This window comes from Micromonospora sp. LOL_014 (assembly GCF_048060245.1).
GTDB lineage: Bacteria > Actinomycetota > Actinomycetes > Mycobacteriales > Micromonosporaceae > Micromonospora_E.
Genome location: NZ_JBHMIP010000002.1, coordinates 90,169 through 109,947, shown reverse-complemented (window position 1 = coordinate 109,947; position 19,779 = coordinate 90,169). Strand labels below are relative to the sequence as shown.

The 19,779-nt window shown below is 69.3% G+C and carries 21 protein-coding genes; 10 read left to right on the top strand and 11 right to left on the bottom strand.

The window, feature by feature from the left end; all coding sequences use genetic code 11:
- Positions 1–118: 118 nt before the first annotated feature.
- From ACFHW1_RS02245 to ACFHW1_RS02225, 5 genes are all read right to left on the bottom strand, one after another.
- The gene (locus ACFHW1_RS02245) at positions 119–865 is read right to left on the bottom strand and encodes a polysaccharide lyase family 7 protein (protein WP_416567613.1); all 747 of its coding nucleotides are present in this window, start codon (positions 863–865) and stop codon (positions 119–121) included.
- A gap of 573 nt (positions 866–1,438) precedes the next feature.
- Entirely contained in the window at positions 1,439–3,028 is a 1,590-nt protein-coding gene (locus ACFHW1_RS02240) for a polysaccharide lyase family 7 protein (RefSeq protein WP_416614776.1), read from the bottom strand.
- 292 nt (positions 3,029–3,320) lie between these two features.
- Positions 3,321–3,542: a hypothetical protein gene (locus ACFHW1_RS02235; protein WP_416552272.1), complete on the bottom strand. Its 222-nt coding sequence runs from the start codon at positions 3,540–3,542 to the stop codon at positions 3,321–3,323.
- A gap of 194 nt (positions 3,543–3,736) precedes the next feature.
- Positions 3,737–4,987, bottom strand: a complete 1,251-nt coding sequence (locus ACFHW1_RS02230; RefSeq protein ID WP_416552273.1) for a hypothetical protein — start codon at positions 4,985–4,987, stop codon at positions 3,737–3,739.
- Positions 4,988–5,220: 233 nt separating this feature from the next.
- Entirely contained in the window at positions 5,221–5,604 is a 384-nt protein-coding gene (locus ACFHW1_RS02225; RefSeq protein WP_416552371.1) for a MerR family transcriptional regulator, read from the bottom strand.
- 60 nt (positions 5,605–5,664) lie between these two features.
- On the opposite strand from ACFHW1_RS02225, the gene ACFHW1_RS02220 reads away from it, so the two are divergent.
- Entirely contained in the window at positions 5,665–6,351 is a 687-nt protein-coding gene (locus tag ACFHW1_RS02220; RefSeq protein WP_416552274.1) for an SDR family oxidoreductase, read from the top strand.
- 114 nt (positions 6,352–6,465) lie between these two features.
- On the opposite strand, the gene ACFHW1_RS02215 is transcribed toward ACFHW1_RS02220, so the two are convergent.
- The gene (locus ACFHW1_RS02215; protein ID WP_416552275.1) at positions 6,466–6,975 is read right to left on the bottom strand and encodes a hypothetical protein; all 510 of its coding nucleotides are present in this window, start codon (positions 6,973–6,975) and stop codon (positions 6,466–6,468) included.
- Between the two features lie 208 nt (positions 6,976–7,183).
- Here ACFHW1_RS02215 and ACFHW1_RS02210 point away from each other — a divergent pair, with 208 nt between their 5' ends.
- Both ACFHW1_RS02210 and ACFHW1_RS02205 read left to right on the top strand, forming a co-directional pair.
- Positions 7,184–8,548, top strand: coding sequence for an Nramp family divalent metal transporter (locus tag ACFHW1_RS02210; protein WP_416614697.1), 1,365 nt, complete (start codon positions 7,184–7,186; stop codon positions 8,546–8,548).
- Positions 8,549–8,655: 107 nt separating this feature from the next.
- Positions 8,656–9,573, top strand: coding sequence for a DUF6745 domain-containing protein (locus ACFHW1_RS02205; protein ID WP_416614696.1), 918 nt, complete (start codon positions 8,656–8,658; stop codon positions 9,571–9,573).
- A gap of 111 nt (positions 9,574–9,684) precedes the next feature.
- Here ACFHW1_RS02205 and ACFHW1_RS02200 read toward each other — a convergent pair whose 3' ends face one another.
- Entirely contained in the window at positions 9,685–10,101 is a 417-nt protein-coding gene (locus ACFHW1_RS02200) for a PRC-barrel domain-containing protein (RefSeq protein WP_416552278.1), read from the bottom strand.
- 82 nt (positions 10,102–10,183) lie between these two features.
- The gene (locus tag ACFHW1_RS02195) at positions 10,184–10,804 is read right to left on the bottom strand and encodes a hypothetical protein (protein WP_416552279.1); all 621 of its coding nucleotides are present in this window, start codon (positions 10,802–10,804) and stop codon (positions 10,184–10,186) included.
- A gap of 421 nt (positions 10,805–11,225) precedes the next feature.
- On the opposite strand from ACFHW1_RS02195, the gene ACFHW1_RS02190 reads away from it, so the two are divergent.
- The 7 genes from ACFHW1_RS02190 to ACFHW1_RS02160 all read left to right on the top strand — a co-directional run bounded on the left by ACFHW1_RS02190 (position 11,226) and on the right by ACFHW1_RS02160 (position 16,740).
- Positions 11,226–11,606, top strand: coding sequence for a hypothetical protein (locus tag ACFHW1_RS02190; protein ID WP_416614695.1), 381 nt, complete (start codon positions 11,226–11,228; stop codon positions 11,604–11,606).
- 155 nt (positions 11,607–11,761) lie between these two features.
- Positions 11,762–12,079 carry a hypothetical protein gene (locus ACFHW1_RS02185; protein ID WP_416552281.1) on the top strand — a complete coding sequence of 106 codons (318 nt, stop codon included), beginning with the start codon at positions 11,762–11,764 and terminating at the stop codon, positions 12,077–12,079.
- The gene (locus tag ACFHW1_RS02180; protein WP_416552282.1) at positions 12,060–12,689 is read left to right on the top strand and encodes a GOLPH3/VPS74 family protein; all 630 of its coding nucleotides are present in this window, start codon (positions 12,060–12,062) and stop codon (positions 12,687–12,689) included. Before ACFHW1_RS02185 ends, ACFHW1_RS02180 begins: the two co-directional genes overlap by 20 nt.
- A gap of 109 nt (positions 12,690–12,798) precedes the next feature.
- On the top strand, positions 12,799–13,452 hold the full coding sequence (locus ACFHW1_RS02175; RefSeq protein ID WP_416552283.1) for a GNAT family N-acetyltransferase: 654 nt from the start codon (positions 12,799–12,801) through the stop codon (positions 13,450–13,452).
- Positions 13,453–13,587: 135 nt separating this feature from the next.
- The gene (locus ACFHW1_RS02170; protein ID WP_416614693.1) at positions 13,588–14,313 is read left to right on the top strand and encodes a YcnI family protein; all 726 of its coding nucleotides are present in this window, start codon (positions 13,588–13,590) and stop codon (positions 14,311–14,313) included.
- 2 nt (positions 14,314–14,315) lie between these two features.
- Positions 14,316–16,031 (top strand): copper resistance protein CopC, encoded by a 1,716-nt coding sequence (locus ACFHW1_RS02165; RefSeq protein WP_416552285.1) that lies wholly within the window; start codon positions 14,316–14,318, stop codon positions 16,029–16,031.
- Between the two features lie 16 nt (positions 16,032–16,047).
- Positions 16,048–16,740, top strand: coding sequence for a DUF1775 domain-containing protein (locus ACFHW1_RS02160; protein ID WP_416552286.1), 693 nt, complete (start codon positions 16,048–16,050; stop codon positions 16,738–16,740).
- A gap of 10 nt (positions 16,741–16,750) precedes the next feature.
- Here ACFHW1_RS02160 and ACFHW1_RS02155 read toward each other — a convergent pair whose 3' ends face one another.
- From ACFHW1_RS02155 to ACFHW1_RS02145, 3 genes are all read right to left on the bottom strand, one after another.
- Positions 16,751–16,918 carry a hypothetical protein gene (locus ACFHW1_RS02155; protein WP_416552287.1) on the bottom strand — a complete coding sequence of 56 codons (168 nt, stop codon included), beginning with the start codon at positions 16,916–16,918 and terminating at the stop codon, positions 16,751–16,753.
- Positions 16,919–17,098: 180 nt separating this feature from the next.
- Positions 17,099–18,295, bottom strand: coding sequence for a helix-turn-helix domain-containing protein (locus tag ACFHW1_RS02150; protein WP_416552288.1), 1,197 nt, complete (start codon positions 18,293–18,295; stop codon positions 17,099–17,101).
- A 149-nt stretch (positions 18,296–18,444) separates the two neighbouring features.
- Positions 18,445–19,698 carry an ABC transporter substrate-binding protein gene (locus tag ACFHW1_RS02145; RefSeq protein WP_416552289.1) on the bottom strand — a complete coding sequence of 418 codons (1,254 nt, stop codon included), beginning with the start codon at positions 19,696–19,698 and terminating at the stop codon, positions 18,445–18,447.
- Positions 19,699–19,779 lie beyond the last annotated feature (81 nt).

Sequence of the window (19,779 nt, the reverse complement as noted above, 5' to 3'; positions counted from 1 at the left end):
TGTACCGGTGAATACCAGGCAGTTCGCCATCAGCGGGGTGGGTGGTGCTGCAACTGTCCGGTGTGGCTTCGTGGTGTCGGGAGCCCCGCTTCCGGGGCTCCCGACAGATCACCTGTTGTCAGGAGTGATTGACGAGCAACTTGTACATGCTTACCTGACCGTAGTTCGAGCTGCTGCACGGGGAGGAGTTACCGCAGTTTGCCTGGGTGTAGGCGCCGGCCTTGAAGTAATTGCCGGACGCGGTGTGCGAGATGGTCGTCTGCAGGGTGCCGTTGTAGTACACCTTGATCTTGCCGCCACTGACGACGAACTTGCCCTCGAAGACCGTGTGCAGCTTGTAGTTGCTGGTGATCAGCTTGTGGTGAGTGGTGTTTCCCTTGGTGATGTACAGGTTGCTACCTTCCAAACGGAAGACGGTGACGTCGTCGTCGCCGTCGTGGATCTGGGCTCCGACGACATGTGACTTGTCCTTCGGGAGCTTGTTGAATGCCAGCCGGAAGGTCAGGGTGTGAGTGCCCGAGGTAGCCGACCAGGAGGCGTTCTTAGTGCCGTTGCTGGCCATCTCGCGGAGCTCGGAGCGTGCGTAACTCGAGTTGGGCGTGGTCACACCGTTGACCGGGGATCGGAACTGCACCCCGGTGCAGGCGGAGTTGACCTTGAACCACGGATTGCTCGAATAGGTTGCGAGTTGGGGTTGCTTGATCTCGGTCGGCGATCCGGATGACCCGGTCGGCAACGTGACTTTCCAGTTCGTCAGGTTGAGCTGTTGGGCCGGGTAGTCGCACGGGGCGGCGGCGGTGGCGACGCTCGCTGGGGTGAGGAGCGAGGCCGCGAGAGTGGCTGTGGTCGCCAGCAGCGCGGTCACGAGTCGCTGTCTGCGGAGCTTTTTCATCGTTGGTTGTCGCCTTTCGGGGTGGTTGGTGATGGGTGTCGATGCCGTTTCATCCTTGATGGACGATTCGTCGCGCGCCGATTCGTCACATCAAGAAAGGTATTCGTTCACAGTTGTGAACTGTTGGGCATCGGTGCCAGGTGAGAGTAGGAGATGTAGTTACACACGTCAATAGGAAAATTTGTGCAGTGCTCGCAGCTGCCAGGCGATGCGCCAACTGTCGGGGTGTCCCTCATGTGGCGATGCCGCGCAGGCGTCAGCCGGCAGGCGGAATTCTCGCGTCGCTCGACCATCGACGCGACCGGTGTCGGTCGTGCCGAGGGAGCTGACGGCATCAGAAGGTCAGAGCGTGCCTGTGGTGTGCCCATCCGGCAATCGCGCTGTATCGGTTCTGGTTCTGGCTGTGGTACTGGTCGTGGGGACGTGAGTCGGGCTCCCATTTCCACGACCAGTACCACGCGAGCTCGCCTGTCGTGGACGATCGGCGCGTGCCGATCAGCCGCCGCGGCGGATGTTGGCGTCGTTACCTATGTCTCGTCGAGGCGGCTACTGGAGCGGTCCTCCCGTGTGTACGACGTTGCTGAAGGTGACCCTGGCCGTGCTGATGTCGGAGTCGGCGAAGTACTGCCGCCAGAGCACCTCCGCCTCTTCCGGGCTGCTGGCTTCGCCGTACGGTACCCACCCGGGGTACTCGCAGTCGAGATCGTTGGTGACGTTGCAGCCGCTCTCGGCGTCCTGGGCCTGGACGTAACTTCCAAACTTCATGTAGGACGCCTGGGAATCCTGCATGTCGTAGGTGAAGCTGGTCGACGTACGGCCGATGGTCGAGTTGACCGTGACCACACCGTAGTCGTTGATGAACTCGTACCTCATGGTCTTTCCGCTCCGGATGGTGCCGAGGTCGAAGATCTCCTCGTTGATTTCACCGTCACCGCTCACGAAGCCCGGAATCTGGACACGAACGTACACGTCGAAGACGCCGTTGCTGGGTACGCCCTCGAGCAGCGGGTAGTCGTCGATGGAGAAGTCCTGTTCGCCCTCGCCCTTGAAGATTCCGAGCGGGCTGGAATCCTGTACGTAGAGCTTGACCTGGGTGGAGAAGCCGGCACCGGTGCCGGCGTGGATCTGGTGGGCGATGAGCTTGACCCCGTCGTCGAGATCGAACCTAATGTCGGCTGAGAAGGATTCGTAGATCTCGTCCGAAGCCTTCCTGGCGTTCACCGGTGTCTTCAGTTCGTCGCGCGGACCGCCGCCCTTGCCGGTGACGGTGAACTGCTCCAAGCCGTCGAAGCTCAATACGTACGGGTCGCTTGACTTGATGTAGTCGCCCGCCTCCGAACTGTCCCAGACGCCCGGGTCGAAGCCGGTGCCCGGTGCCAGTCCGGTGGACAGGGTGAAATCGTCGAATCGGCCGGTCTTGCCGCCGTAGGCAGCGAAGACTTCGACGGTGCTGGCGCTGCCGGTGTTGAAGTCGACGCTGACCGGCTCGAAGCCACGGCCACCGCCGGAAGAGGTGTAGGTGTCGCCGCCCACCCTGGCGCCGATGACGCCCTTGCCCCGGACGTACGCGGTCAAGGTGTAGTCGGCGCCGGGCGTCACAGTGACGTCTTGCCGGACTTCGCCGCCCGTACCTTGGATCTTGGCCGAATGGTGGCCGGTATTGCCGATATCAGAAAGAGCCACCTTGCGGGAGTTGATAATACGCCAGCCGTCGAAGTAGCCACTTTCGAAGCCGGGATTGGCGACGGCCACGGTGTCGGCACTCGCGGTGCTGGCCAACGTGCCGGAGGCAACTGCGGCGATGAGGCCTGCTGCTGCTATCCGCGCGAGCGACGTGGTCCGTCTTCTGATTGTTCCCATGGTGCGGGTTTCCTTCCGGATCGCAGATCGGGACGGTTGTTGCGGCGAGGTCGGTGCGTCGAGAACCAGTTGGCTGTCTGCCTCGATCGGCCGGGACGTCGAGATCGATCGGGCTTGTTCGCCCGGGACGCGGAGATCGATCGGACCCTGCTCGCTCCCGGGGTCGGCCGGAGCCGCCCGGGGTCTGACCGGGGTGATCGACGACGTGGATCCGGTCCGGAGCGAGTGGTGGCGGCGTGGTGGAGGTCCGCGGATCATGGCGCAGAGTAGTCGCATCGTCACCCTAAGTCCAGTGTATCGTTTTACTGAGATTCATCATTATCTGGGCACGCCAGGGAGACTGTCAATGCATGTCGATGATCTAGGTGCACAGTCGCGCGCTACGAGACCGATCCATGTCGTCCCATCAGGTGTGACGCCCGCGCGTTGAAGCCCAAGCCGTCGCTGCTAGCTCCTGCTGCGGAGTGGATCGATGCACCGTGCGGACCTCAGTCGGAGTAGGCGCGACCGGCAAGACGACGACCGGCGACGGGGGGAAGGGACGGGGGAAGGATCGTGCGAGACTGCGTCAGACCCGCGCCGGGAACGCGCAGCGGAAGACGCCCGAGCGGCCGGCTCCGACCGGGCTTGGTCGTCTTTGGTCGATGCCGGCGTCGCGGGGCAGCCGGAGCACCGGTCGGCCGAGCCTCGGCAGCAAACTGGCCAGCATCCCGACGGCGCACACCCACAGTGCGGTCCGTTCCCCGACCGCCTGGACCAGGAAGCCGCCGAAGAACCCGCCGACCGGCATCATGCCCCACGTCGCCGTACCGCCGATCTGCCTGACCGAACTGGCCGGATTTCTGCTCGCCGAGCACGCTCAGGTCGAGGACGTCTGGCTGCACTCGCAGATCAAGTGCGTCAACTTCCACACCTGGTGGACCTACTGCTACCACGCGCCGGACGCGAGTGTCCAGGCCACCAGGGGCCAGAGGCGTGCACTCGCTACGGTTGGCCACCGGTGCCGGTCTGCCAGAAGACCTGCCGGGTGGACCCGGACCGCAGCACCAGGTTCCCGTCGTCGCGCAGCACCAACTCCGGGCTGGGGCCAGCCCCGACAGAATCCGACGCCCACACCGCCGCCGCGCTAGCGGCCGAGCTGTCGTAGACGACGAGGTTGCCGTCGGGCTGCATCCTGGTCTCCCACACGCTCATGCCGCCGACCACGATCTGGTGTGTGCCGGACGACCAGAGCACGCTGTTGCCGGGCCCGTACAGGACCAGGTTGCCGTCCTGCTGCTGCATCAGGTGGTAGACCTCGTTCGGCGAGGACAGGTACCGCAGGGCGGTGAGCCGGTAGCCGGCCGGCATGGTGCCGGCGTACGACAGGGAGCTGTTCTGTTCGGACAGGCCCGCCAGCATCATCACCGTCGAGCCGTCCCCGCGGGTCAGATGGAAGTGGCCCTGGTTGGCGACCATCACCCTGGTCGCGCCGGAATCCTCGGTGTTCGATGCCCAGGCGACGCTGTCGTCGGGGCGGTAGATGACGAGGTTGCCGTCACTCTGCATGACGACCCGGCTGCCGGGCTGGCCATCGGTTTTGCTGGACCACCAGTCGTACGGGCCCTGGCAGATGTTGGGTCGGGGCGCCCCGCAGGGCGACGGACCGTAGGCGACGAGGTTGCCGTCGGTCTGCATCAGCAGGCCGAACCGGCCGTCGGGGGAGAGAATGTACTCGCCTGCGTACATGGTCGTGTTCGCGTTGAGCTGGCTGCCGATCCTGGTCGCGCCGACGAACGCGCCGGTCCGGATCGCGCCGGCGGCGGGTTGCGCCGGGGCGGCGGGCGACGCCGTCGCGGCGACGGCCTGCCGATTCCGGCCTGCCGGTGACGCCGTCGGGCTCGGCGTGGCGCTGGGCGACGGTGCTGCCGGATCGGACGTTCCCGGATCCGCCGGCTCGCCGGTCAGCGCCACCGCCCCCTGCGGCCCGATCTCATCGGGCCGGTTCACGAAGGCCACGGCCGTTGCGATCGTCAGCACCACGGCGACCGTGCCGAGCGCGCCGAGCAGCAGCGCCGGCCGCCGAGGTCGGGTCGGCGGCAGGTCGTCGACCGTGCCGGGACGCGACACCCCACCGGGGCCCGTGGCGGCACTGTCGATGCCGACATCGCCGCTGCGCTCACCCGTCGGGGTGCCGATGACGACGACTGCCGGATCGACATCCGCCCACGGGTCGACCGGATCACCCTGCGACATTGACAACTCCTGACGGATCAGCGACAAGGTACGGGTCGTCCGGAATCCGGACGCGGCGCACCGGGGCCAAGGCACGGTGCCCGGCGCAAACAAAGGCACCAGCGGGAAATCTTGCCAATCGGTGCAGGCCGTTGACCAGTCGCTACCGGCGAATCTAGGCAGTCGCCACGTCTGGCTCACCGCCGCCGAACCGTCCGGGACGGTGGCGAGCCGCACCTCCCGGTGCGTCGAGGTCAGCCGGCTCCGGCCGGGGCGGACTCGTACGCGCAGCCGCTGGCCGGGTGCGCGGCCAGCGCGATCACCTCGTCCAGGCGGGAGCGGGCCGCCGTCAACTCGGCGATCCGCGCGTCGATCCGGTCGCGCTCGGCGGTCAGCAGGGCGCGTGACTCGGACGTGTTGACCTTGGCGTCCACACAGGGCATCAGGTCGGCGATGGTCCGGCTGGACAGGTTCGCCGCGTACAGCCGCTGGATCAGCCGGACCCGCTCGACGGCCGAGTCCGGGTAGCGGCGCTGACCGGCCGGGCTGCGCTGCGCGACCAGCAGACCCTGCTCCTCGTAGTAGCGCAGCGCCCGGGTGCTCACCCCGGCGCGGCCAGCCAGCTCACCGATCCGCACAGTGACCCCCATCACAAGCATTTGCCTTTGACGTCAACGTCAAGTTCTAGGGTAGCCAGCATGCATATTTCCGGAGCAACCGCCCTGGTCACCGGGGCCAATCGTGGTATCGGCCGGCACTTCGCCGCCCAGCTGGTCGAGCGCGGTGCCGCCACGGTCTACGCCACCGCCCGCCGCCCCGAGTCCGTCGACCTGCCCGGCGTACGGGTCCTGCCGCTGGACGTCACCGACCCGGACTCGGTCGCCGCCGCTGCGGCGGCTACCGGTGACGTCACCCTGCTGGTCAACAACGCCGGGGTCACCACCGGCGCCGATCTGGTCGGCGGTGACCTCGATTTGATCCGCCGGGAGATGGACACCCACTTCTGGGGAACGTTGCACATGATCCGGGCCTTCGCGCCGCAGCTGGCCGGCGGCGCGATCCTCAACGTTCTGTCGGCGCTGTCCTGGAGCGCCTATCCGGGTGCCGGCGGCTACGCGGCGGCGAAGGCCGCCGAGTGGAACCTCACCAACGCCGTACGGCTGGAGCTGGCCGCACAGCACACCCAGGTCACCGGCCTGCTGATGGGCGCCGTCGACACCGACATGATGGCCTCCTACGACGTACCGAAAAGCGACCCGGCGGTGATCGTCAAGGCCGCCCTGGACGGTCTCGAAGCGGGTGAGTGGGAGGTGCTCGCCGACGAGACGGCCCGTGCGGTCAAGGCATCCTTCGCCGCAGACCGCTCCGGCGGTCAGAAAACCTGACCAGAGCGTACGGCGAATGGACGCCGATGCTGCGGATGCTCCGCGGATCGGTCTGATGGCGCAGGCGCATGTCGATGCATCTGCGCCATCAGGACGGCGGAGTCGCTTGCCCTGTCAGAGGGGCACGGTCGGGGTGACGGTCGACGGTGTGAAGGTGTGCGGGCGGCCGCAGTAGTCCGGGATCGGGGTGATGTCGAGCAGTGACACCCGGCAGACCTGGATGACGACGCGGTCGATCCCTCGGACGGCGGCGTTCGCACCGAGGACGAACTCGATCTCGACGACGCCGTTGTTCACCCGGCGGGCGGTCTCGTTGACGACCCACTCGCCGGCGTACGCGGTATAGCTGGCGATGGTGTAGCGGCTGTCGTCGCGGCAGACGGCTCCCGGGTCGTTCGGGAACGGACGGTCGGCGAGCACCCCGGTCACCCGTACCGCGCTGGTCGGCGGGGCGGAGCGCCACTCCAGGTGACCCTGGGTGTAGCCGTAGGTGCAGTTGTCCCCGGACGGGACGGAGAACCGCTGCAGGATCGACGGGCTGGCGGTGGCTCCGCTGGCCGCGAGGGCAGCGGCGGCGATCGCGGCGGCGAGGACGGTCGCCGCACGCAGGACTGCGCGCTTCATCTGCTTCCTTTCTGCTGTCTCGGATGCTTCGTGGACGGTCATTGGCACCTGGTGCGGGTGCGGCGACGAATACATCAAAGATTACCAATGTAACGCTGTGAAGTCAGCTGTTGGCCGGTGGGTGTTGTGCGTGAAGGAGTCGCCTGCTGGGTACCGGCTCGGGCAGTGGCATCGACCCGACGAGTCCACCCCCCGAAGGAGACACGGCATGAGCCAGGTCACCGAGGCCGCGCCGCAGCGGTCGACCGGCGTACCCGAAGCACCGACCGGCTGGCGCCGCTTCCGCTACATCGGCCCCGGCGTGCTGTGGGCGCTCGCCGCCCTCGCCACCGGTGAACTGCTGTTCACCCCCCGGGTCGGAGCCCAGTACGGCTACAGTCTGATGTGGGCGCTCGTCGCCGTACTCGTCCTCAAGCTCTTCGTCACCCGGGAAATCGGCCGCTACAGCGTCGTCACCGGCCGCCGACTGCTCACCGGCCTGGCCGACCTGCCGGGGCCGCGTCGCTGGGCCATCTGGGCGATCCTGGTGCCGCAGCTGGTTGTCGGGATCGCCGCGATCGCCGGTATCGCCAGCGCCGCCGGCAGCGCACTCGCGCTCGCCGTACCCGGTCCGATCCAGGTCTGGACCGGCGCGGTCATCGCCGCCGCCGCCGGGCTGGTGCTGGTCGGTCACTACACCGGCGTCGAATGGGTGTCCCGGGTCCTCGGCATCGCGCTCGCCCTCGGCGCCGTCGTCGCCGCGATCCAGGTCGGGCCGGACCTGACCGAGGCCGCCGCCGGGTTCGTCCCGGTGCCGCCGGACGACCTGCAGGTCGCCGAGATCCTGCCCTGGCTCGGCTTCCTGTCCAACGGCGCGGCCGGACTCATGTGGTACTCCTACTGGATCACCGCCAAGGGCATCGGCCACGCCGGGGTGCCGGCGGCCGACCGCCGCGACCCACGGGACCTCGACAGCCACCAGATCGACCGGGTACGCGGCTGGCTGCGGACGATGACCCTCGACTCGACGTTCGCGGTGGTCGGCGTCGCGCTGATCACCGTCGCGTTCCTGGTCCTCGGCGCCGAGCTGCTGCGGCCGGAAGGCATTGTGCCCGCCGAAGCCGACGTCGCCCGCGACCTGACCCGCCTGTTCAGCGAGGTGTTCGGCAGCGTCGGCTTCTGGCTGATGGTCGTCGGACTGGTCTCGGCGTTCTGGACCGCCACCCTCACCAACATCGACGGGTGGCAGCGGCTCTACACCGACGGCGTACGGCGTGTGCTGCCGGAACGGCTCGCCGAGCACAGCCTCGCCCGCCCGACGGTGATCAGCCGGACCGCCATCGTGGTGTGGCTGGCGACCCTGCCGTACGCCGTGTTTCTGATCTTCGGCAATCCGGTCGCCCTGCTGACCCTCGCCGGGTCGATCGAGGCCGTGCACATCCCGCTGGTCGCCGGACTCGTGCTGTGGCTCAACCGGCGGACCATGCCACGCGCGTTGCGCGCCGGGTGGGCCGCGACCGCACTGGTGGTCGCCGCCGTGGTCTTCTTCACCTGGTTCGCGCTCTACTACCTGTGGCAGCAGTTCGCCGGCTGACCGGAAGCGGCCGGCCGAAGGGCAGGCCGGTTGCGGTCGGTGGCTGGATCCGCCACCATGGTGGACATGATCACTTCCTACCGGAAGGGCGGAACCGCCCTCGCGCGGTGACCGCGCCCACGCGGCGTGACGCCGCCCGCTCCACCTCCCCAGCACCATCTTCCGATCGGGCCGTCGCCTACTGGCGGCTAACCGAACCCGTCCGGCGCGAATGGCTCGACCACGGGCTCGACACCGCGCCCGCCGACCGGGCCACCACAGAGGACATCCTGTCCCGCATCTATGCCCGGCACCGCCGCAGCCGACCCCGGTTCCGTTGGGTCGACTCACCCCGTCAGGCACTGCCGCTGCTGACCGATCTGCCCGCCCACGACCTGCTCCAGCAGTGGATCAGAGCTCGACAGCCGGCCGGGAAACCCCCACTGGCCAGCGACATCGCCGCCGGGCTGTCCCGGCTGCGCAGCGCCCTGGACGCGGGTGCCGACCATCCCGACCTGACCCCAGCACAGGCCGGCCGGAGGAAGGCCGCCGGCAAGAAGGACGCCGGCAAGAAACCGGACGGTGCCGGACCGAAATGGCCGGTGCTGCCACCGACCGAGGCGCTCGCGGCCGGTGTACCGCTGCGGGTCGTCCTACAGCAAGGGGTCCGCGACGCGCTGCGGACCAGCCTGGTCGACGGCTTCTCCCTACCGGTCCGCGCGGCACTCGCGGCCGTCGGGCGACAGCCGGTGCCGACCGCCTGGTACGGCCAGCAGGACGCGCACTGGGTGGCGTACTACGACGTGCTGCGCCGGCTCGGGCTGGCCCGGTACCGGCGGGCCGACGAGACTCAACTCGACGAGTGGGCGGCGCTGGCCCGCTCCGCCGGCTGGTGGTGGCCGGGGGAGCGGACCTGCGTACTGGTCGAACGTCCGGCGGTGATCCGGACCGGGCTGGTGCCGGGCAGCTGCCACGGGCAGCGCCGAACCGCGCGGGACGGCGACGGTCTGATCGGGTACCGGGACGGCTGGCGACCAATCGGTTAGCAGTCGTGGCCGGTCAGCGGCTCGCAACCAACCATGTCGGGGCTTGCGGTACCGGGTGGTGGCTACCCGGCGCTGAAGCGCCTACCTCGCCCCGACCTGGTCCGGTGCCGGCTAACGGTAGAACGGGTAGCCCGGGTACACGTACCCGACGCCCCAGAATGGAGGGTATCCGTAGTAGCCGTACAGCTCCTCGTAGTACTTGTCCTGTGACACGAGCTCCGGATCGTAGTGCGGGGCGCCGGCCACCCGCTCACTCGACTCGTTGATGTGCACCACGTCGTCGGTGATCCGGACGATCGCGTCGACCGGGACGAACGACGGGGTGGCCCCGAAACCGAGGATTCCGCCATGCTCGACCCGCAGCAGCCGGACCTTGTGCTCGGACTCGTCGATCAGCAGGTCGTCGACCTTGCCGATGCCCTTGCCAACCGCGTCGCACACCTTCCGGCCACGAATGTCCTCGGCCGGATCGGCCACCATCTCGTGGGCGTCGCTCATCCTGACCAGCTTCGACAACCCCTCGGTCATGATGCCCCCTTCGCTCGCTGGTCGCCTCACCCTTTCCGGGTTACCACTTCGACCGGCCGGCAAACCCGCTCGACGGCGGTGGTCACAGCACCAGGGGGCTCGGATCGGCGTCCATGGTGTGTAGGAGATGGGCGGCCTCGTGTGCGCCGGGGCAGGAAGCGGCAGAGAACGCCCGGGCCAGCGCGATCATCTCGGCGGCGGGTAGCAGGGTGCCCTCCCGGTTGCGCAGCGGCAGCCGGACGGTGCCGTCCGGGCCGCTGACGGTGAGCACCGGAGTGCCGGGGGCGCCGCCGGTTTTCGATTTCCTGCCGCTGTTCGGGCCCGTGCCGCTGTCCAGGCCCGCATCGGTGGTCGCGGGGGAGCCGGGCGAGATCGTCACGGTCTCGGCCGTACGCAGGTCGACGGTGCGGGTCGCGAGTCCGCGTACGGTGAGCTGGGTGCCGGACAGCCACGCCCCGGTCCGGGCGACCCGGGCGATCGGCAGGCCGATACCGGCCGACGCAGCGAGGGCGAGCCCGGTGCCGAGCAGCATCGGCAGGGTCGGCTCGTCTCCGCCGCCCGAGACCACCAGCCCGAGCAGGCTGCCGAGGCAGCACCCGGCGGTGACCAGCCCGACGCCCAGTACCGACAACACCGCGAGCCGGGTCGGCCGGCTGGTTGGGTATCCGATGGACAGTTCAAGTCTGCCGTGCCCGTGATCCATGGCGGAGATCGTGCCACTGTCGATCAAGGCCGGCGACGGCGGTGCTGGCACCCGGTCGCGACGGCGGTGGCGGTGGCCGACGGAACGGTGATGGGGAGGGATCCCGCCGGCCACCGGGATCACCCGCGCGAGGCGTGGGCGTACCAGCGTATCTGACATCCGCCAGTGCGGGATCGGCCGGTGCGTGCACCGTCCTTGTTGGCCGGTGTGGTGGAGGTAGCCGATCGGGGCGCCGTCACCGGAATCCGGACGATATCCGGAGCATCTACGAAGGCGAACCCGCAGCTGTCTCGGGTTTTCAAACTTTCAGTGTGGTTTCACTGGCGCGTTGAGCATTGCACCACTGTGGGTGCCCTGGCAGACTCGATCTGCGTCCGCCGATGGCGGTCAATCGATGGTGTCCCAGGGTGAGGAGTCCGCGATGGCGAGAAGCCGTGGCACGCACTGGGAGATTGCCGACGGCGTCGAGCTGAATAATGCTCGGGTCGCTGCTCCCAAAACGTCGTCGGGTGGCTATCCGTCACCCCTGGCCGGCCTGCTCTTCTGTGCAACTTGCGAACGGCAAATGATTCCGATGGCCAGGCTCAACGGCTGGGTGTACGGCGCTCCGTGCGGCTGCCGGCTGAGCCCAGTGGACGCGCTCACCGTCGAACGCCTCGTGTTCAACGCCGTGGCGGCTCATCATCCGGATCTGTTGGCCGGCGCGGCCATCGGGGATCTTTCCTCGGCGCTCCGGGAGGTGCTGTCCGAGGTCCGGATCGGTGGTGCCGCCGACGAGTTGGAATTCATCTGGTCCACGTGACCAATGTCCGCCAAGTGCTCTCCCCGACCTGGAACTTCACGTTAGAAAAACGTTGTCTGGATCGCCTGCGGTGCTCCGGATGGCGACGCATGCCCCCAGTGGCGCGTCCGATGATTCCGGCTGGATTGATACATATGACCTACAATGCTGAGAACGTGAAAATTCCGGAGTTGCCGCCGGGTACGGTGTTCCGCTTCGCCGTCTCCGAATGGCGGTACGGGCGAGGTCCCGTGCCCGGCGAGCCCTTCGATCTGCTGATCACCTGCGTGCGGATCAGCTCGGCCCGCAGCTACGGCGGGCAGTGGGTGTGGGCCGACGGCCACCACGTCGACTGTCGACCCGACCATCCACCTTGCCAACAGGCGCTGGTCAGCGTCGCCGCGGTGCGGCGGGCCGCCGTCGGTGGACGGGCCAGCGTCCAGCCGCCGCCCGCCGAGCAGGTGGTGGTAGACGGTGCCGCTGCTCGCCGATGAGTTTTTTCTGCTCGCACATCACGACGTCACCGGGCGCGCCCGGCTGCACCCCCGGGCGGTCGGGCTCGGTCTGGCCAGCGCGGTCCTTGCCGAGCTGGTCACCGCGCAGGCCGTCGTCGTCGACGCCGGTCACGTCTGGGTGGTCGATCCGGCGGCGCCGGCCGACGCGCTCGGTCGTTCCGCGCTGCGGCTGCTGCTCGACGAGCCGGAGCACACCAGCGTACGGGTCTGGCTGACCGTACTGTCGGAGCGTGCCCCGGACCACGTCGCCCAGCGGCTGACCGCCGCCGGTGTCGTCCGACCCGAGCAGGTCCGCCGGCTGATGCGCACCCGGACGATCTACGTGCCGGTCGACATCAACCTCGCGGCTTGGCCGTGGGCGCGGTTGTCGCTGCGGCTGCGCCGGATGGAACCGCTCGACGAACCTGACCTGTTCCTTGCCGGGCTGGCCGTGGCGACCGGGCTGGACACCTACCTGCTCGACGGTGCCGAACCCGAGGTGGCCCGTCACCTCGACGTCCTGCCGCGGGCGCTGCGGCCGGCGCTGTGCGACCTGTTGGGCCAGACCGGCGCGGCGGTCGGCAACGCGGTGCTGAGCGGTCGTACCTGAGCCGGCCCGCCCAGCCAGGGCCGGCTCGACCTGTCACCGCACGATCCCCTACCGGGCAAATCCCAGCTGTCTCATCCCACCCACACTCTCACCCTCTTGGAGCGTGCCGATGAACGCGACCACACCCGCGATGACCGTCCGGGCAGCCACCCACGATGACATCCCTCAGGCGGCGACGCTGCTCACCGAGGCGTTTCTGATCGCACCGGTCTCCCAATGGCTGGTGGGGGACATCGATGCCCGGGTCACCACCTTCCGGTCGCTGTTCACCATCGAACTCGAGCACGCCATCGACACCGGTGCCGACGTGTACGTGGCGGGACCGTTCACCGGGGTGGCGATCTGGTACCAGCGCGAGCAGCCGGAGTCGACCAACCACAGCACCGTCCACCAGCGTCGACTGATGCTCGCCGCCGGTATCTGGCAGCACCGCGTCGCCGCCCTGCACGGCGTCCTAAGCGGACGACAGCCGGATCGGCCGCACCGGTATCTCGCGTACCTCGGCGTCACACCCTGGCTGCAGGGCCGAGGCGTGGGCACCGCCCTGCTGACCCACCAGCACCGGCTGCTCGACGCATCGGCCACCCCGGCGTACCTGGAGGCCACCACGCCGCGCAACCGTGGCCTCTACCTTCGGCACGGGTACGTCGCCGACGAACCGGTCCAGCTGCCGGACGGCCCGCCGATCTGGCCGATGTGGCGCACGCCGGCTCAGGGCGACCGGGTGTCCGGCAGCGACGGTGACCAGGGTCAGGACCGTTGACATTGGCCTGTGTGACCATTGGTCTTCACGAGATCATCGGATCCGCCGGGAACCAGCGGGCGTCGGCAGCCGACCAATGCGTAGAATCCGTCGAGCGGCACCCTCGGCGGCCCGATGATCGAGAGGTTACCGTCAATGCACCCCACCCTTCGTCGCGTTGCCCGAGCCGGTGCCGGCGCCGCCATCGCCGGCGCCGCCGTCCTGCTCGCCAGCTCCCCGGCGGCGGCGCATGTCACCGTCACCCCCACCGTCACCACCGCCGATTCCTACACCGTGCTGACGGTGTCGGTGCCGCACGGCTGCGACGGCTCGGCCACCACCAAGGTGGCGATCCAGATCCCCGACCTGATCAACTCGGTGACACCCACCATCAACCAGGGCTGGACGGTCGAGAAGGTGATGGCCACGCTCGACCCGCCGGTCACCGACAGCCACGGCAACGAGCTCACCGAGCGAGTCGCGGAGATCGTCTACACCGCCAAGACCCCACTGCCCGAAGGCCACCGCGACGTGTTCGAGCTGTCCCTGCGATTGCCCGACGCGGCCGGTAAGACCCTGATCTTCCCCGCCATCCAGACCTGCGAGCAGGGCGAGACCGCCTGGGCCCAGGTGCCGGCGGACGGCCAGGACAGCCACGAGTTGGACTACCCGGCACCGTCGTTCGTCATCACCGCCGACGATGCCGACGGCAATGCCGCCGGTGACGAGCCCGCCGATGACGCCGAGCCGACCGACCTCACCACCGCCGGTTCCACCACCAGCGACGGCGGCTCCGTCGTCGGTTGGATCGGCCTGATCCTCGGCCTGCTCGGCTTGACCGCCGGCGGCCTGGCGCTGCAGCGCACCCGGAAGACCACATAGGCGTGCGGTCGCCGCGCCGGGTACGGCGAGCAGCGCGGCTCGCCGTACCCGGACTGTTGTTCGGAAGCCTGCTCGGTCTGCTGCTCGCGCTCGCCGGCGCCGGTCCGGCCACCGCGCACGCCACGCTGCTGGCCAACGATCCGGCGGACGGCGCGCTGCTCGCTGAGGCACCGCCGTCGGTCACCCTGACCTTCGACGAGCCGGTCCAGGTCCGCACCGAGGGCGTGCAGGTCCTCGACGCCGCTGGGTCCATTGTCGACGCCACCGCCAGGTCGGTGGACAGCACCGTGGTCGTCGACCTGCCGACTGGCCTGGCCGACGGCACGTACGTGGTCAGCTGGCGGGTGATCTCCGCGGACAGCCACCCGGTTGCCGGCGGGTTCAGCTTCGCGATCGGCGCGCCCACCGCCGGCAGCGTCGCGATCCCGGTCACCGAGCCGGACCTCGCCCTGCGGGTGCTCCGTCCGGTCACCGAGGCGCTGCTGTATGTCGGCGTGCTCGGCGGCACCGGGCTGGCCGTGTTCGGCCTGTCGTTCCTGCCGATCCCGGCGCGTCGACGACAGTTGCCCACGGTGGTCGGGCTCGGGGTCGTCGCACTCGCCGCGGTGGCGGTGATGCCGCCGGTCACCACCGCCTGGCAGGACGCGGCCGACGTCGCCGCGTTGGCCGGCCCGGCAACCTGGCGGACCGGCTACCTGTCCGACCTCGGCCTGGCCGCCGCGCTCACCGCCGTCGGGGTGCTCGCGGTCCTGGTCGGAGCCCGGCTGGCGAGCGGCGGCGCTGGGGCGGCCCGCCGCCCGGCCGGTGTGGCGGTATTCGCCGGGGCCGGGTTGGCTCTCGGCGCGTTGGCGCTGGTCGGACACACCCGCAGCTTCGGCCCGGTCTGGCTGACCCTGGGCAGCGACCTGCTGCACCTGGTCACCGCCGCGGTGTGGCTCGGCGGCATCCTCGGTCTGGTGCACCTGTTGTCCCGCCGGTTCGACACCACGTCGGCCGTGCAGCGGGCCGGCGTCGTGGCCGCGTTCTCCCAGACCGCCGCGTTCCTGGTCGCCCTGCTGGCGGTGGCCGGAGTTCTGCTCGGCTGGCGGATCGTCGGCTCCTGGTCGGCGCTGTTCGGCACTACGTACGGCCTGGTGCTGCTCGGCAAGGTCGCGGCGGTGGGGGTGCTCGTCGGCATCGCCGGCTGGAACCGGTACCGGCTGGTGCCGCGTACCCGCCGACCTGACGCCGAGGCCGCCGCGATGCGTTCGCTGCGCCGCACCGTCCGGGCGGAGGCGGTGCTGCTGGTCGGGGTGCTCGCCGTCACCGGTGTGCTGGTCACCCGGGACCCGACGGACCGGGCCTCCGACACCACCGCCACCGGCTCGGCCGACGGCCGTACCAGCGCCCTCGAGCAGGCTGTCGTCGCGGACTCCGCGCTCGGCGACGGCCGGGTGCAGATCCGGATCACCCCGGGTGCCACCGGAATCAACGCGCTGGAGCTGGCGCTGTTCGACGCCGCCGGGCAGCCGCTGGAGCCGGTCGCGCCGCCGACGGTGACCGTGACGCTGCCCGAGGTCGGGGTCGGGCCGCTGGACCGCCGACTCGCCCAGACAGGCCCGGGACGCTACGAGGCGGTCGCTGACTTCCCGTTGCCCGGCAGCTGGGAGGTCACCGTCAACGCGCGTACCTCCCGGTTCGACAGCCCGATCGCGACCATCCCGGTGAAGATCCGATGAGCCTGGTGGAGATCCGATGAACAGGTTCCGACCACAACTGGCAGCGGCGTCGCTACCGGCGGTGGGCCGTGCCGCAGCACTGCTCGGCGCGGCACTGCTGGGGCTGCTCGGCGCGGTGCTGCCGGGGCTGGCACCGGCGGCGCTGGTGACGCTTTGGTCGGCGGCGCCGGCGGCGGCCCACACCCAGCTGGCCGGCGCGGCCCCGAACGGTGCCGGTGCCACCACATTGACCTTCACTTTCGACCACGGCTGCGACAACGCGGACACCGACGAGCTGGTGGTCGAAATGCCGGCCGGGGCGATCGCCGGTTCGACGACCGGACAGCCGCCCGGGTGGGCTGCCGAGGTCACCCCCGGCCGGGTCAGCTGGACCGGGCCGGCGATCAGCGCCGAGCAGATCGCCGCCGGGGTCGCCGAGTTCTCGGTGCTGGTCCGGTTGACCGGGACGGTCGGGCAGACCTTCTGGTTCCCGGCGGTGCAGCGGTGCGTCGACGGCGACAGCTACGAGTGGTCGGACACCGGGCCGGGTGCTGAGCGGCCCGCCCCGTCGCTGATCGCGACCAACGCGGTGCTCGCGCCGGCACCACCGGCGGCTCCGGCCGATCAGCCGGCCGGCGGTGGCGGTGCCAGTGTGGCGCAGGCGTTGACCGCCGTAGGGCTGCTGGTGGTCGGTGCCGGTCTGGTCGGCTACCGACTGACCGGACGGTGACGGCGGAGCCTCATCGTGGCCAGTGGCCCCGGTTGATCGGCACCCGGTGCAGCGTGCGGCAGGGAAGCTCGGCGCCACATCGGCAGGTCCGCCGCCACCGGCGCCACGACCACTGTGGTCGGTGTCGGCGGGCCAGTGTCGCCGCGACGGCGACGAGGTACTCGTCGTACGAGACCATGTCCCTCCCTCCACGACAGCCATTCACGACGGTGCGAGCGCAACAGGGGACCGCCGAGCGGAGCCACGGGTGCGACCCGAAAGCCGGGGTGCGACACCGGGGGCTCTCCACTGACACCCGGCACCGCACCCCGTACTCATGACGGTACGAGACCGCAAGCCGATTCTGCGTAACGAGTGGTTACGTCGAATGATCCTCTGGCGATAGTGGATCTATTCCCATCCGTACCGCGAGTTGCCGCAGCTCGTCGGAGCCGCTACGGGGCGACGAGTCCCGCACGATGTGCGCGATGATCTCCCGTACGGTGGCCCGGCTGCGGGTCTCGTGCGGGGCGATCGCCTCGGCCCGCAGGAACGCCCGTGCCGCCTCTTCGTTGCGCTTGGCGGCGTGGAACCCGCGCCCGGCGTCCATGTGCAACCTGGCCCGGCGCTGCGGGGTCCGCAGCGCGCTCTGGTCCACTTTGCGGGCGAGTTCCGGGGCGCGACCCGGCTCGCCGTTCTCCAGCACCACCCCGACCCGCCACACCGCGACGTTCGCCGAGGTGAACTCCATCCGCCAAGGATCACCTGCGGTACGCCGGGCGACGTCGGCGGCCTCGGCGACGTGGGTTTCGGCGACGTCGTGCTGACTGAGGCTGGCGGCAGACAGCGCGGCGTGCAGGTGCAGCATGCCGTACCAGGCGCGGCCTTCGTCCGTACCGGTGTGAAGTTGCATTCGTTCGGCGGCGTCGCAGGCCAACGTCCAGGATCGCTTCCGCAGCCCGGTGGCCAGGACCGCCTGGGCCAGCGCGTAGTCGGCGGCGGCGACGCAGGCCGGGTCGTCGGCGAGCTGCGCCGCCCGGACGGCGCGCTCGGCGAGCCGCATCGCCAGGTCGACGTGGCCCTGTGGTTTGAGCGCCAGCGAACCGGTGACCAGGGCCTGCACCGCGATCCGCAGGGCGACTGGGTCTTCGTCGGCGTTGGCTGTGGAGCGGATCTCGGCGATCAACCTGGGCAGCAGGATGCCGAGGGTCGGGTTGTCGCAGGCCATCCGGGCCCGCATCGCCCGGTCGGTCTCGGCGGCGAGCAGCGCCGCCGGGCGGGCGGCGGCCGGCTCGTCGTCGTCCATCGCCTTGCGGATCGCCGGTACGGCGGCGTAGAGCGCCAAGTCGTTGCGGGAACGGGGCAGGTACGGCTGCGCGGTGAGGTCCATTGTAGAGACCCCGAGCGCGGTAGCGAGCGCGATGAGCATGGACCTCTTGGTCACCGCGCGCTTGCCGTTCTCGATCATGGAAACGTACTCGCGGCTTACCCCGATCTCGGCGGCGAGCTGTTGCTGCGTCATGCCGGCGATGTCACGCCACCGCGCGACCCGCAGGCCGATGTAATCTTCCGGCATGGGAGACCTCCCATGCCGACGGTACGGTCGAAACGGCGCGACGTCGACCAATGTAACTGCTTGTTACGCCTGTCCCGCCTAATGGTGAACCGGGTGCTCGGCCGATCGGTCCTGCCACTGTCGGATCAGCCGCTCTGCCCGGAGTCGTGTCAGCCGTTCGCCAACACCGCGTTGGCCTGTGCGACGAACTCCTCGGCGGCCTGCCGGGGGGTCGTCGCGCCGCTCTGTACACTCTCTGCCGCTGTGACCAGCAGCGTCCGGACCGTGGTGTGGCCGGGTGGCGGGGGCACCGGTGCCGGACCGAACAGGTCGGACATCTGCTGCTCGAACGCGACCGATGCCTGCATCTTCTCGTCGGCGAGCGTTGCCTGTACCGTCTCGCGGACCTCCAGGTTGGAGCTGAGGCCGCGCTCGGTGCCGAGGATCCGGCCGGCCTGCGGGTCGTTGACCAGAAAATCGATCAGGCCAACCACCTCCTGCTGGTGCCGGGTGCCCCGGAATCCCGCCCAATACATCGACGCCCGAGCCCACTGGCCCTGCGGGTCGCCGGGGTAGGAGACCACACCGAGGTCGGCGGTGGTGTGCTTCTGCAGCTCCGCCAGCTGGTTGGACCACATGAACGAAGTCGCCGCGTCGCCGGTGACGACGAGTTGCTGGGTGGCGTTGCCGTTGTTCGCCGCCCTGATCAGCTCGACGCTCGGGGTGGCGTCTGCGTCGCGGGCCTGTTGCCATAGCTGGAACCAGGCTTCCAAGTCGTCGACTTTGAAGCCCAGTTGCCGGCCCCGGTACAGCTCGAGTTCGTTGCTGCGTAGCCAGAGCCACAGCGCCTTGTAGTCAGCCGACGGGTCCATCGTGCCGGCCACCTCGCCGTCGGTGAGCGCGGTAATCTGGCTGGCCCAGTCGATCAGCTCCGGGTAGGTCATCCCGATCGTCGGTTCGTCGACACCGAGCTCGGCCAGCAGAGTCTTGTCGTACACCATCGCCGGGGTGTTCGCGGCGGCGGCGACCGCCACGGTCCGCCCGCCGACCTGTCCGTACTGGACCAGGCTGTTGGGGAAGCCGGAAAGGTCGAGCTCACCGCTGTCGACGTAGGGGGTGAGGTCGAGCACGACGTCACGTTCGGCGTACTCGGTCAGGTAGTTGTCGTCGATCTGGAACAGGTCCGGCGTGTTGCCTGCGGCGGCCTGGGTGGCCAGCTTGTCGTAGTAGCCGCTGTAGCCCTGCCAGGTGACCCTGAAGGTGATCCCCGGATTGCGGGCGGCGTAGACGTCGAGCGCCTGCTGGGTCAGCTCGGCCCGGCGCTCCGCGCCCCACCAGAAGATGGAGAGTTCGACCGGCCCGTCCTCGGTCGGCTCGCCGGTGTCGTCGGTGGCGCAGGCGCCGAGTCCGATGGCGACCGCCAATAGGGCAGTGAGTGTTCGGGCAACAGCTCCGCGTGTCGATGCGGCGGATGATGACACGGGTTTCTCCTGATCAGGGCTGGG